Genomic DNA, 12,959 nt, shown 5'->3' on the forward strand with positions numbered 1-12,959 from the left:
AAGGTCTGGAATGTCTCAAGATAGGGTCCTGAATGAAGTTTCGGTCTCAGAAAAATTCATAATTTCCTCTAAAATAAAGGGATATGGCAATTAGCAGCTGTCGCTCTTTTTCAGGCTACAAACCTTGCAAAAAATTTGAGATTTGCGATTCTTCGTGTCCGCACAAAGACATTCCGCAAAGTTCACTGCTGGTCGTTCATTTAGGGGCCTTGGGGGCTGTCGTTCGCAGCACCAGCCTTTTAAAAAGTATCAAAAGAAAATATCCATCAAGCATGATCACCTGGGTGACAGATGCCCCAGCTCATCATCTTTTGAAAGATCATCCAGGAATTGATCGTGTTTTGACCACAAGTGAAGCGGATCTTTTACAGTTGTCCGCTTTAGAGTTTGAAGTGGCTTTTGTGATTGATAAGTCTTTAAAAGCAGTTGGTGTTGTGAAGCGCACTACAGTGGATCAAGTCTTCGGTTTTAAGGTGAATACTCTGAATGGTGCCATTGTTCCTGCAACAGAAGCTGCGAATGAATTGTGGAATCTTGGCTTAGATAATCGTAAAAAATTTTTCGTAAATCAGAAGCCTGAAACACGGTTGATTGCAGAAGCTCTAGAGCTTCCATATCAGCGCGATGAGTACTGGTTGCCGTTGTCTTCAATAGAGACCCAACAGCGCGAACATCGCCGATCACAGTGGCTTAAAGACAAAAAATATATCATTGGTTTGAATACCGGTTGCGCCACAGTGATTCCTTATAAAAAGCTGACGGTCGAATATCATCGAAAAATGATTCAAGCTCTTCAGGCAAAGTTTGAAGATGCACAGATTGTGCTGCTGGGCGGTCCGGAAGATACCGAGCGTAATCAACAAATTGCGGAAGGCTTATCTGTGATTTCCTCGCAAACAACCTCGGGTCTTCGTGATGGTTTGGTGAGTGTTGCTGCGTGCGATATCGTCATAACCGGGGATAGCCTTGGTATGCACATGGCCATTTCGCAAAGGAAAGAAGTCATTGCGTGGTTTGGTCCCACATGTGCCCATGAAATAGATATTTACGACAGGGGAGCTAAGATTCTTACTCAAAGCCCTTGTGCACCTTGCTGGAAGAGAGCTTGTGAAAAGGACATAATGTGCTACGATCAGGTCTCTCTAGCGGAGATATTGAATGCCGTTGAATCTAGTCGTACAAACTGCCTTTTTGGGGGATCTGCTTCTGTCGATTCCCTTGCTGAAGCGCTGTAAAGAGCTTTGGCCTAATCACAAGCTGGCTCTTGTGTGTCGCAAAGGCATGGGTGATTTCTTCGTAAAAACGCAACTTGTTGATCAAGTTTTTGAAATCAAAAAAGGCGACAAAGAATCTTATAGAAAAATTGTTGAAGCAATAAAGAGCCAAGAGGTGGATTATCTAATTTCTCCGCATCAGTCTTTACGTACTGCTTTTTTTGTTCGTCAAATTAAGGCGAATCATAAAATTGGTTTTAAAAATCTTCCGACATTCTTTGCCTACGATACACAAATTCAACGTGATGTTCGCTTTCCTGATGCCCTAAGACAGATGACGTTGTTGACAGAAAAAGATGCTGAATTAAAAGGCCTTTTAAAAGATTATCTGAATCAAGAGTCACCCTATGTTCCGAAAGAGTTCGGAAGGTTATCAGCTCCACCTTCCTGGGCTTCCATGAACCTAAGAAGGGCTGTGATGTCTCGACCGGAATTGTTTCTCACACTAAAGGAAAAATTCAATCTGACGGGATTTGAAGATGGCAAAGCCATTCTTATTTTTCCAGGCAGTGTGTGGGCCACGAAACGGTGGACAGAAGACGGTTTTATCAAGGCTGGACAAGCGTTGAAAGCTCAAGGTTATCATGTCTATATCATGGGAGGGCCTGGCGAAGAGGAGTTGGCTGAGCGAGTGGCCACACAAGTGGGGGTTCTGTCGCTTGCAGGAAGGACAGCGATTTTTGAATCAGCGCAATTGATAGCACGTGCTGCTCTGTTGATTGGAAATGATAGTGCCTCTACTCATTTGGCAGCGGTTTGTGAAGTGCCTTTGATCGCCGTATTTGGTCCAACAATTTTAGAATTTGGTTATCGTCCATGGTCTGCACAAAGCTATGTCGTGCAGATGTCTCAGCTACCATGTCGCCCCTGTGGGAAACATGGCCACAAGGTGTGTCCAATTAAAACCCACGTCTGCATGAAAGCGATTTCCGCAGACGAGGTTTTAAAATCAGCAGGCTTTATTCTTCGCCAGAATAGTCTTTAACATTGATGCCGTATTTGCGAATTTTACGAAGCAGGGTGTTCTTCGGAATATTCGCTTGCGCGACAGTTTGATTGATGCGGCCATGGTTTGCTTTCAAGGCACTCACGATAAATTCTTTTTCCATTTCTTCTTTGAAGGCGTCGAAGTCTAATGGACCTGAGTAACCAACACTTGCTGTTTTCTCTGCGGTTTCTTTCGGAGCCAAGCGAATGGATTCAGGCAATGAATCTACCGAAATAGAATTTCCATTTTCGACAATGAATGCGCGTTCAATCACGTTTTCAAGTTCACGGATGTTTCCAGGCCAACGATAAGATTTCAACATGTCCAAAGCATCGGCAGAAATACCTGTGATATTACGTGCATGTTGGCGAGAGAATTTCTTAATAAAGTGCTGAGCCAATGCCTCGATATCGTCAATGCGTTCTCGCAAAGGTGGCAAGAAGATCGGCATCACATTGAGGCGATAGAACAAGTCTTCGCGGAATGTGCCATCAGCCATCATTTTTTCCAGGTTGCGATTTGTAGCTGCGATAATACGTGTTGTTGTTTTCACTTCACGATTGCCACCAACTGGAGTGAATTTCTTTTCTTGAAGAACACGCAACAACTTCACTTGCATGTCAGGCTTTAATTCCCCGATTTCATCCAAGAATAAAGTTCCGTTGTTGGCCATTTGAAATTTTCCGATTTTTCTTTCCACCGCGCCTGTGAAAGCGCCTTTTTCATGACCGAAAAGTTCGCTTTCCATCAAAGCTTCAGGAATGGCGCCGCAGTTTATCGCGACGAACGCCCCGGATTTACGAGGGGAGTTGAAATGAATCGCGCGGGCCACAAGTTCTTTTCCAGTCCCGTTCTCGCCTCGAATCAATACTGTCGTATCAACTTTGCAAAGGCGATAGATCAAATTGAAGACCTCTTTCATCTTCGAATTGCCACCAACAAATTCGCTCTCGATGTCGTCATCGAAAACAGGATTTGATAGAGCAAGGCTTGATACCAAGTCGCGGGCTTCCAGACTTTTGCGAACGATATCTGCCAAAAGCTCTGGCTTTACTGGCTTTTCAACATAGTCATAGGCACCATCTTTAATCGCTTGAACGGCATCGTGCAAATTTGAATGGGCCGTCATAAGAACTACGAACGTGCGGGGATCATGTTCTTTGATCGCAGCTAAAGCTTCAAGGCCATTCATCTCTGGCATTTTGACGTCCATCAAAACCAGATCCCAGGATTGGTTCTTTACTTTGTCTAGGGCTTCTTTACCTGTTGATGCTTCCTCGATGGAAAATTCAATTTCAGGCATTGTGGATTGAAGAATTGAAATCACCGAGCGGCGCAATTCTGCTTCGTCATCAACAATCAATGTGTGGAGTCTGTTCATACAATCACCTCAGATTCGGTTGCAGATTCCAGGGGCAAAGTGAAAGTCACAGTCGTGCCTTGTCCCACTTTGCTTTCCATAGTGATCTTTCCACCGTGGAGTTCAATAAAATATTTAACTAAATAAAGTCCCAAGCCCGTACCCTTCGTACGCAGGTCCTGATCGCTTCCGCGAGTGAACTTGCCCCAAACTCTATCCATATCCTCGGGCTTAATGCCTTCGCCAGTATCTTTAACTAAAACGTGAACACTGTCTTCGAGTTCATGAGAAACAACTTCTATATTGCCACCGGCAGGAGTGTACTTGATCGCGTTTTCGACAAGGTTGATCACAACCTCTTTGATCAAAGTGCTGTCGAATTCTAAAGAAAACATCGGTTCAAGCGAGGTGTGAATCTGGATGCTTTTCTCCCGAGCGAGTGGACGCAGCTGTTGGAGTGCTTCTTCAATCACTTCATTGATGTCGGCAACATCCATGTTTACTTTGAAGTCCCGGGACTCGACACGCAAGACCTTCAAGATACTTTGAATATAGCGATTCAACTCGTCGCTAAACGCCCGCAAAGATCGCAAATCCTGTCCAAGCTCAGCTTCTTGATGGTGCACCATCAAACGGTCCACAATAGCCTGAATTTTCGCAATGGGAGTTTTCAAGTCATGGGAAATCAGACTGACGAAGTTATTCTTAAGTTGTTCAAGTTCTGCCAAATACTGCTGCTCTTGTTGAAGAGCGAAGTTTTGTTTTTCAATTTTCGTGGCTTGATAACCGATAAAGATGGTCCAGGTTGCTGCAAGCAGAACTGCCGGTGAAAATGCCGGTGACCAGAAGTAAAAGCTATCAAAAACCCAAGCAGACAGGGCCGCAAGCAAAGTGGCGATCCATACTAAGAAGAACAAGGCCACTGACTGAGGATATGTGGTGATAATAAACACTGCCACCCACATAAGAACAGCAAAGCCGATGGCGTAATACCAAAACGGCAAGCGCTTGATCCATTTATTACCTAGAACTGTATCTGTCGCGTGGGCCAGAATTTCCGTGCGAGACAAAGTTCCCATTGGTGTTGAATAAACTGGTGCCGAGGAAGTCTCTGCCCCAATCAAGATGATTTTGTTCGTGAATGTATTTGCCGGCAATTCATCGTAAAGAATTTCGCTCAAAGAATATTGCGCGAAAACTTTGCTGGAACCACGGTAGTTGATCGGAAGACCGGCCAAAGTTGTCGGGAATGTTTTTCCTGTGATCTTTTCAATCAAGTGAGGCATGTCGGCGCGAGACGGGAAGACACGACGAACGATACCATCCTCATCGCGACGAAGTTCGTTATTTCCTAAATTTGTTTTATCACGATTGGCAAAAACCGGAGTCAAGACGCGCTCTAAGCTGTTCGTTGTGGATGCCCAGACGATGCGAGGATCATCAAATAAGGCCTGCTCTGTTGGATTCAAACGAACGGTGCCGATATTATCGCCAAAATACAAAACCACACCGATGGATTTTGGGTTTTGTTTTAACAAACGACTTAACAACTCGGTCCAGATCTTTTGGTTCCAAAAGAAACTGTCTGTGATGTCAGTCGCTTCATCGATATTGCCCAAGGAGTTCGTGCGGGTGTTATAAATGTTAGAGATGTCGGATTGTTTGATTGTGATCATCACAACTTGTGAGCTGACTTTTTGATCTCCGCGCAATTGAAAGCGCTGGTCATAGGAATTGATCTCGTCCGACGCTAAAGTCACGCAACCAATCACCCAGCATAAAAGATAGCGGAGCAAAAATCCCCGGCGACGGGAGAAAAAACGAAGCAGGACTTCGCCGCGATAAATGAGCTCTTGAAAACGTTGATTTAGCACGCGTTGCAACATAGCAAAATTATTAGAAATATCAACAATTAAAAGTACTTACCCAAGGGCTTCGCAACGAGGTATATTGAAAAATATGCAGATCTATCAAGGTGTCAGACAGTTGAATCCCGTGCTTGAATCCTCCGTTGTCACTATAGGCAATTTTGACGGTGTTCATTTGGGCCATCAGCAGCTTATTCAGAATGTGACTCGTGAGGCGCAATATTTTGGCGTCCCCTCTATTGTGTATACGTTCCATCCACACCCCATGAAGGTTTTGCACCCTGAAAGAGCCACCGAGCGACTTTTCGACCTTCGTGACCAGCAGGAACAGTTCGAAACCATGGGGATCGATGTCGTTATTATCGAAGAGTTCACAAAGGATTTTGCCAAGGTCACGCCTCAGGACTTTCTCGAAAACTATATCGTTAAAAACCTTCATCCAAAGACATTGGTCGTCGGTCACGATTTTACTTTCGGGGCTGATCGCGCGGGAAACATTCCGTTTCTAGAAAAGTTCTGTGCGGAAAAAGGCATTCGCTTAATCATCATTCCACCGTTTCAGCAAAATAGCTTGGTCGTGTCTTCTACGAAAATTCGTGAGGCTCTAAAAGAAGGACAGGTTGAAAAAGCCAACGAGCTTTTAGGTCGTACTTATTATCTTCGTGGTCATGTAGAAAAGGGCTTCCAAAGAGGTCGCACTATCGGTGTGCCCACGGCAAACATTCATCCTGATATTGAGTTTGTTCCACGAAAAGGTGTGTACTTCACACAAACCAAAATCGGTGGACACTATCACACTTCAATCACGAATATTGGTATTAATCCGACATTCCATGAGGATAAAAAAAGCCCCATTAAAATCGAAAGTCACATCTTCGATTTCGATGCGCAACTTTACGGAGTTGAGGTGGAAGTCTTTCTTTGCCATTTCCATCGTGATGAAAAGAAATTCAATGGCATTGAAGAGTTGAAAGCACAGATTCAGGACGATATGACTCAAGCCCGTAGGTATTTCGATGAGCACAAAAAAGATTCTTGAATTTAGTTCTTCAGGTCCAAGCATCTTCTGTCAGTTTTTGCAGCACTTGGCAAAGCAGCATGGCTGGGATTTGCAGTATGAATGTCATTCTGATTTTTCTTTAGAACTTCTGCAAAACTTTGACATTGCAAAAGTCGATATGTCTTTTTCGGAAGAGATCTTAACACTAATGCACGTGCAGCCGACATTGGTGCGCACAGTTCGTTGTTTGGATTCGTTGATATTTGAAGATGGCAAATGGTATCCGCGCTTATTGCTTCACGAGGCTCTTCGCAGAGTTTTAGTGGATAACGCTCGTGATCTTGATATTCGTGTTCCTGCGTTCGTGATTGGTGAAAGTGAAGTTGCTCGCACCGTGGCCTCTGTTTTTGCTGAAGTGGGATTTGGTGAAATCTATGTTGTAGGGCAGTCAGCGGAAAAGCTTTCAGCACAAATGGAGATCTTGAAACGCGGGCATTTCGGTATTCAGTTTCATCAGTTGCTTGAAGATGAATTGACGATTCAATCCTTAAGTTCGTCAATCATCGTCAACACGGTTGACCTTACGAATGATAAAACTTTGTTGAATGACCTTTCATATTTCAACTTTATGAAACGAGATGGGTATGCGTTGGACCTCAATCTTTTGCCATTTCAAAATCCATTGCTTGAAGAAGCCGAGCGAGCCGATTTGAGAGTTCTTCATCCTTATATAGTGTCTGCATTCCTCACAGAGTTATGGTTAGAGAAGCTTCAGATGGGGACCTCTCTGAAGGTCGAGGAACTTCGTGAAAGCTGGAAATCCTTTTTGAAAGAAATCTCACCCTCGGTCTAGTTACAAAAAATGGCACCCTGTATTAAGGTTATAGCTGGGGAGCCACAATGTCTTCACTCAAAATTGGGGAAATCTTAGTTAAACAGGGTTTGTTGAAACCCGATCAATTTGCTGCGGCTGTTGAGGAGCAAAAAAAGTCAGGGCAGAAGCTTACGACATCTATTGTTCAACTCGGATTTCTTAAAGAAAATCAAATTCTTCGTGCGTTGGAAAAACATTACGCCGTTCCTGGTGTGGAAGTGAACACCTTTGAGATTGATCAAGGTGTTCTTTCTCTTGTGCCCCGTGATCTTTGTGAAAAGCATACCCTGATTCCACTGCAACGTGCGGGAAGTACGTTGGTTGTCGCGTTTGCTGATCCTAGTAATATTATGGTGAAGGAAGATTTGCGCTTCATCGCTCGCTGCCGCATTCAGGCAGTTGTAGGAACTGAAAGTGCAATCACTGCCGCGATTGAAAAATACTATGGCGGTAGTATTAATATGAAGTCTTTGAATTCCATTCCGGGCGGTGATGGTCTTGATGAGGAGTTCAGCTTCACGGGGGCTCCCACAGCAGAGATCATCGATAACGATGGCGGTGGAGATGATGCTCCGATCGTAAAATTCGTAAACTCGATTCTAGCTGATGCTATTCGTAAGAGAGTTTCAGATATTCACTTTGAACCTTACGAGAAAAAATATCGTGTGCGTTTCCGCATCGACGGTAACTTGGTTGAAGCCACAGCTCCTCCGGCGGGGACGGCAGCAGCCATTGCTTCCCGTATTAAAATTATGTCGAAACTAGATATCGCAGAAAAACGTCGTCCCCAGGATGGTCGTCTAAAAGTACGTACCACAAAAGGGAAAGAGATGGACTTCCGGGTCAGCGTTCTGCCGACCATGTGGGGTGAAAAAGTCGTTCTGCGTTTGCTGGATAAATCCAATTTGCAGTTAGACATGACAAAGCTCGGCTTCGAAGAAGACGATTTGAAGATCTTTAAAGCGAATATTCATCTTCCTCAAGGAATGGTATTGATCACGGGACCAACAGGTTCTGGTAAGACAACAACTATTTATTCCGCTCTGGCAGAGCTCAACCAAATCGACGTGAACATTTCCACAGCGGAAGATCCAGTGGAATTTAACTTAGAAGGTATCAATCAGGTTCAAATGAATCCTGATATTGATCTGAACTTTTCGAATGCCTTGAAGTCCTTTCTTCGTCAAGACCCTGATGTCGTCATGGTGGGGGAGATTCGTGACCTTGAAACTGCCGAGATCGCATTTAAAGCGGCTTCTACAGGGCACTTGGTTGTGAGTACATTGCATACCAACGATGCTCCGTCGACGGTGATTCGTCTGACCGAAATGGGTGTGGCTCCTTATATCATCACATCAACAGTGAATTTGATCGTGGCACAACGTCTTGTCGGACGGGTGTGTGAATCTTGTAAAGCTCCGGTGGAAGTTCCCGCGCAAACTTTGATCAATCTTGGTGTCCCAGCGAATGAAGTGGGTGACTATAAATTGTTCCGCGGCAAAGGTTGCGCGAACTGTAACGGGACAGGCATCAAAGGTCGTGCTGCGATTTATGAGTTGATGAGCATGACCGAGAAAATGAAAGAGGCGATCTTAAAAGGAGCCTCTACAGGACAGCTTCGCTATCTCTGCCGTGAACAAGGCATGAGAACTCTTCGTCGAAGTGCTCTTTTGAAATTAAAACGTGGTGTGACAACAATTGAAGAAGTCTTAAATGCATCAGTGAAGGACATCTAATGAGTTTGACAGAACTTCTCATGCAAGCAAAAGCCAAGAAGGCACAAGAGTTTCTATTTATTGTCGGCAGTGAGCCTCGTGCACGCGCAGCCACAGGTTGGGAGAGTCTTAGAACATCCCCAGGCTTGATGACAGAGTGGAATCTTCTTCAACAAAGTTTTTTGGATAACACGCAAAAAGCGGTCCTTGAAACGACAGGTGTTGTTCAAGGTGAAACGTCTTTTGAAAACCTGCGCATTGGATTTTCGTTCTTTCAGCAAGATACGACGATGAAAGCTGTTTTAGATTTGGATATCGATGGCTCTCGCCAAGATATTCAAGTTCCAGCAAGTGTGATGGAGTCCTGCCTTCGCATGAAAGGTCTTTGTATCTTTTCAGGCCCTGGCGAGTCCGGTCAGGTGACTTCTTTGCATAAGATTTTACAAAAAATGGGCGAAGAAAAATCTTTCCTGGGCGTGGTGTTTTCTCCAAAAGCCTTTCCGCAGGTTCGCGAGGTAAAAGCAAGTTTTCTTTATCACAACGGCATTTTTGCCCGTCGTGAAGAGCGTGAAAGTTTGCTTGCCGGTGTGGATATGGTTGTCTTCGATGGTTATTCCGATGAAGACAGTTTCTTAGATGCGTTGGCTCTAGCTGAACGCGGCGTTTTCGTGATTTATTCGATGAAAGCGCCTTCATTGCCGAATGCACTTCGTCGTTGCTTGGCTGTTTTGTCAGAAAAATTTGACGAACACGGTGCACCTCGCTTCGCGGAAGTATTGAGTATGGCATTCGGTCAATATTCAATGCCAGGTCTTGGTGGCGAGCGTGTTTACGCTCATGAAGTGCTTTTGGTAAAGCCACAGATTCGTGATTTCGTAGAGTCAGAAAATATGAAGGGAATTGAATCCCTTCTGCAAACGGCTCCTGAAAACTCGGGTCTTTTGACGTTGAATCAGTCATTGCTTCAACATTTGATCCGTCGTCGTGTGGATCTAAAAACAGCATTTGAGACTTCCCGTGATCCAGATGGTTTGGATTCCCTTTTGAAAAAGGTGGGAATCTAGATGGCGAAGTTTAGTTACCAGGCAAAAAACTCTGCGGGCCAGATGGTCCAGGGTGAAATCGAAGCGGGCAATCAACAAGAGGCCATCATTCGTCTTCGTGCTCAACAACTGTTGCCAGTTCGTCTTTCTGCAGGAGGACGTTCTTCCTCTGCAGGTAAGGGTGGAAATATTTCTTTTTTTTCACCTCGAGTGAAGGGACGTGATTTACAAATTTTTACGCGTCAGTTTGCAACGCTGATCAATGCTGGTATTCCTGTTGTGGATTCACTTAAGATTTTATCTGAGGGACTTCGTCCTGGCCTTCTCAAAGAGGCTTCGGCGCAAGTAAAGACATCCATTGAAGGCGGCCGTCGTCTTGCAGACTCCATGGCTCAGGTGCCAAATGTATTCGATAAGCTTTATTGCAATATGATTCAGGCAGGTGAGGAAGCCGGTATCTTGGATGGTATCCTTCAACGTCTTGCGAGTTATATGGAAAAATCTGAAAAACTTAAAGGCCAAGTCAAAGGTGCTTTGGTTTATCCGATTGTTATCATCATCGTAGCTATTATCGTTATTGCCGGTATTCTTGTTTTTATCATCCCTAAATTTATGGAATTCTTTGCATCGTCGGGGCAAAAGCCGCCGATGCTTACTCAAATGGTGGTGAACCTCAGTCACTCGCTGACGAATCACTGGTATTTATATCTTGGTATTGCAGTTGGTGGTCCCATCGCACTGTCTCAATATATTAAAACTCCAGAAGGCAGAGATACTTTTGACCGTGTGATTTTCAAAGCCCCTGTTTTTGGTGAGGTTGTGCAGAAATCTGCCATCGCCCGTTTGACAAGAACTTTGGGAACTTTGCTTTCATCAGGTGTGGGTTTGATTGAAGCCATCGATATTTCGGCTAAAACATCTGGTAACGTCGTTGTTGAGCAAGCCCTGCTTCGTTGTAAAGAGTCAGTGACAGCGGGGCGTACTTTCGCGGCCCCCTTAGCAAAAGAAAAAGCATTTCCTGAGATGGTTGTACAAATGATTTCGATCGGTGAGCAGTCGGGTACCTTGGACGTAATGTTAGGTAAGATTGCTGATTTCTATGAAGATGAAGTCGAAACAGCCGTAAAAGCCATGACGTCACTTCTTGAACCACTTTTGATGGTGGTCTTAGGTGGTATCATCGCGATTCTTGTTATCGCAATGTATCTTCCAATTTTCAATATGGCCGGAGCGATCCAGTAGATGCGTCTTAGCTATGCGCTTCAGAACAGTAAAAATCAGGGGCTGACAGTTGAATTTGTCAGAGTCAGCCTTTTTATTCTGATTCTGGCGGTCAGCGTTGTTTCCACTGTGGCACAAGGCAGTTTCATTAACTGGGCTGTGCTGGCCCCTTTTTATGGGATTCTGACCTTAGCACTAGGGCTCCACATTGTTTGGATTGCCAATTGGAATCGGCTAATTAAAAAGCCTTTGTGGTTGTTCATTGGATTTGTTCTTGATTCACTTTTCATCTCGCTATTGATTTACTACTTCGGGTTGAATCAATCTCTATTCATGTTCTTGCACTTGGTAAACATCCTTCTTGCTGGGATCGCGTGCCGTGGTGTCGGAGCCATGACACTGGCTTTGTTTTCAAGCATTTTCTTTACGGCGGCGGCGGTGTTCTCGCCGGAAATGAAGGCGCTTAATTTCTTTTTCTTGCTGGCTTTAAATAATATCGCTTTCTTTTCGGTGGCAGGTCTTGCCGGTTATCTCAGTGAACAGCTTCAAACAGTTGGCAAGGAACTTAAGAAAACAGGCTTGAGTCTTCGTTCCGCCCAAGAGCTAAATCAAGTTTTGATCGACAATATTCCATCGGGAATGTTGTCATTCACCGATAATGGTGAAGTGGTGCAGGCCAACTCTTCAGCCTTAGCGATTCTAGAGAAAAATGCTCTGGCAACAAATTGGTTCGAACTTTTTCCAGAAGTAAAAACCAACGGGCAAAATCTTTTTAAAGGTGATGTTCGCTATTCGGTGGCTGCAGATCAGGATCCAAAAATTTTGGGCATGACGATTTCAAAGATTTATAGCCCTGAACTTCAATCGAATCTGTCTATCGCTCTTTTCGATGACCTAACTAAAGTTCGCCAATTAGAATATTCAGCACGACAGAATGAAAAATTGGCAGCGGTAGGTGGATTGGCAGCAGGTATCGCCCATGAGATTCGCAATCCTTTGGCGGGTATCAGCGGAAGTATCGAAATGCTGACACAAACAGTAAGTAGCGAAGATGACCGCAAATTGATGAAGATCGTTCTGCGAGAAATTGATCGCTTGAACAACTTAATTACAGAGTTCTTGGATTACGCACGTCCCGAGACTCCACCGACGGATCCTGTGGATTTAGGCCCGTTGTTGGGTGAGGTTCTTGATGCGATCAAAGCTGACACAAAAGTCAGAGCTGACGTTCAACAGATCCGGGAGTTTGGTTCGGATTTGAAAATTTTAGGTCGCAGGGATAAATTAAAACAAGTCTTCTTGAATATTGTTTTGAATTCTTATCAAGCAATGAATGAAGCACAAAGTCCAAAGCTCATCGTGAAGGCTCAAGATGAGAATGGAAAATTGCAAATCCGCATTCGTGATACCGGATGTGGTATGAGTGAAACAACGAAAAAGAAAATGTTCGAACCTTTTCATACGACGAAACCTAAAGGCACAGGCCTTGGTCTAGCTGTGACTCATAAGATTTTAGAGGGTCATGGTGCACAGGTCTTCGTAGAAAGTGAACAAGGTGTAGGCACTGAGTTTATTTTGACATTCCCTAAGGCTAACTGAGAGAATAACGTCTATAC

General features: G+C 44.3%; 10 protein-coding genes. 8 read left to right on the forward strand and 2 right to left on the reverse strand.

The genetic code is table 11. The features are described from left to right. Window positions 1-83: 83 nt before the first annotated feature. Both VF412_RS18340 and VF412_RS18345 read left to right on the forward strand, forming a co-directional pair. Window positions 84-1,235, forward strand: coding sequence for a glycosyltransferase family 9 protein (locus VF412_RS18340; RefSeq protein WP_331340724.1), 1,152 nt, complete (start codon window positions 84-86; stop codon window positions 1,233-1,235). Then, complete coding sequence (locus VF412_RS18345; RefSeq protein WP_331340725.1) at window positions 1,159-2,259, forward strand: glycosyltransferase family 9 protein; 1,101 nt, start codon at window positions 1,159-1,161, stop codon at window positions 2,257-2,259. The genes VF412_RS18340 and VF412_RS18345 overlap by 77 nt, the downstream gene beginning before the upstream one ends. Here the strand turns inward: VF412_RS18345 and VF412_RS18350 are convergent. Beyond that, on the reverse strand, window positions 2,234-3,643 hold the full coding sequence (locus tag VF412_RS18350) for a sigma-54 dependent transcriptional regulator (RefSeq protein ID WP_331340726.1): 1,410 nt from the start codon (window positions 3,641-3,643) through the stop codon (window positions 2,234-2,236). The two genes, VF412_RS18345 and VF412_RS18350, sit on opposite strands and share 26 nt — an antisense overlap. Beyond that, entirely contained in the window at window positions 3,640-5,508 is a 1,869-nt protein-coding gene (locus VF412_RS18355; RefSeq protein WP_331340727.1) for a sensor histidine kinase, read from the reverse strand. The genes VF412_RS18350 and VF412_RS18355 overlap by 4 nt, the downstream gene beginning before the upstream one ends. Window positions 5,509-5,581: 73 nt before the next feature. Between VF412_RS18355 and VF412_RS18360 the strand changes: the two genes are divergently transcribed. From VF412_RS18360 to VF412_RS18385, 6 genes are read left to right on the forward strand one after another with little or no spacing between them, the layout of a single operon-like run. Continuing rightward, a complete protein-coding gene (locus VF412_RS18360; RefSeq protein WP_331340754.1) occupies window positions 5,582-6,529 on the forward strand; it encodes a bifunctional riboflavin kinase/FAD synthetase in 948 nt (315 codons plus the stop codon). Then, a complete protein-coding gene (locus VF412_RS18365) occupies window positions 6,507-7,343 on the forward strand; it encodes a hypothetical protein (RefSeq protein WP_331340728.1) in 837 nt (278 codons plus the stop codon). The genes VF412_RS18360 and VF412_RS18365 overlap by 23 nt, the downstream gene beginning before the upstream one ends. Window positions 7,344-7,390: 47 nt before the next feature. Then, the gene (gene pilB / locus VF412_RS18370; RefSeq protein ID WP_331340729.1) at window positions 7,391-9,100 is read left to right on the forward strand and encodes a type IV-A pilus assembly ATPase PilB; all 1,710 of its coding nucleotides are present in this window, start codon (window positions 7,391-7,393) and stop codon (window positions 9,098-9,100) included. After that, window positions 9,100-10,143, forward strand: coding sequence for a twitching motility protein PilT (locus VF412_RS18375; protein WP_331340730.1), 1,044 nt, complete (start codon window positions 9,100-9,102; stop codon window positions 10,141-10,143). Before pilB ends, VF412_RS18375 begins: the two co-directional genes overlap by 1 nt. Continuing rightward, a complete protein-coding gene (locus VF412_RS18380; protein ID WP_331340731.1) occupies window positions 10,144-11,364 on the forward strand; it encodes a type II secretion system F family protein in 1,221 nt (406 codons plus the stop codon). Further along, window positions 11,365-12,942, forward strand: coding sequence for a two-component system sensor histidine kinase NtrB (locus tag VF412_RS18385; RefSeq protein WP_331340732.1), 1,578 nt, complete (start codon window positions 11,365-11,367; stop codon window positions 12,940-12,942). It abuts the gene before it with no gap. Window positions 12,943-12,959 lie beyond the last annotated feature (17 nt).

It is taken from the genome of Bdellovibrio sp. (assembly GCF_036384735.1).
Taxonomy (GTDB): Bacteria; Bdellovibrionota; Bdellovibrionia; order Bdellovibrionales; family Bdellovibrionaceae; genus Bdellovibrio.

Coding starts and splice junctions, on each gene's coding strand:
- pilB (WP_331340729.1), top strand. CDS start 7,391: ATGTCTTCACTCAAAATTGGGGAAATCTTAGTTAAACAGGGTTTGTTG.
- VF412_RS18340 (WP_331340724.1), top strand. CDS start 84: ATGGCAATTAGCAGCTGTCGCTCTTTTTCAGGCTACAAACCTTGCAAA.
- VF412_RS18345 (WP_331340725.1), top strand. CDS start 1,159: ATGCCGTTGAATCTAGTCGTACAAACTGCCTTTTTGGGGGATCTGCTT.
- VF412_RS18360 (WP_331340754.1), top strand. CDS start 5,582: ATGCAGATCTATCAAGGTGTCAGACAGTTGAATCCCGTGCTTGAATCC.
- VF412_RS18380 (WP_331340731.1), top strand. CDS start 10,144: ATGGCGAAGTTTAGTTACCAGGCAAAAAACTCTGCGGGCCAGATGGTC.
- VF412_RS18350 (WP_331340726.1), bottom strand. CDS start 3,643: ATGAACAGACTCCACACATTGATTGTTGATGACGAAGCAGAATTGCGC.
- VF412_RS18355 (WP_331340727.1), bottom strand. CDS start 5,508: ATGTTGCAACGCGTGCTAAATCAACGTTTTCAAGAGCTCATTTATCGC.
- VF412_RS18365 (WP_331340728.1), top strand. CDS start 6,507: ATGAGCACAAAAAAGATTCTTGAATTTAGTTCTTCAGGTCCAAGCATC.
- VF412_RS18375 (WP_331340730.1), top strand. CDS start 9,100: ATGAGTTTGACAGAACTTCTCATGCAAGCAAAAGCCAAGAAGGCACAA.
- VF412_RS18385 (WP_331340732.1), top strand. CDS start 11,365: ATGCGTCTTAGCTATGCGCTTCAGAACAGTAAAAATCAGGGGCTGACA.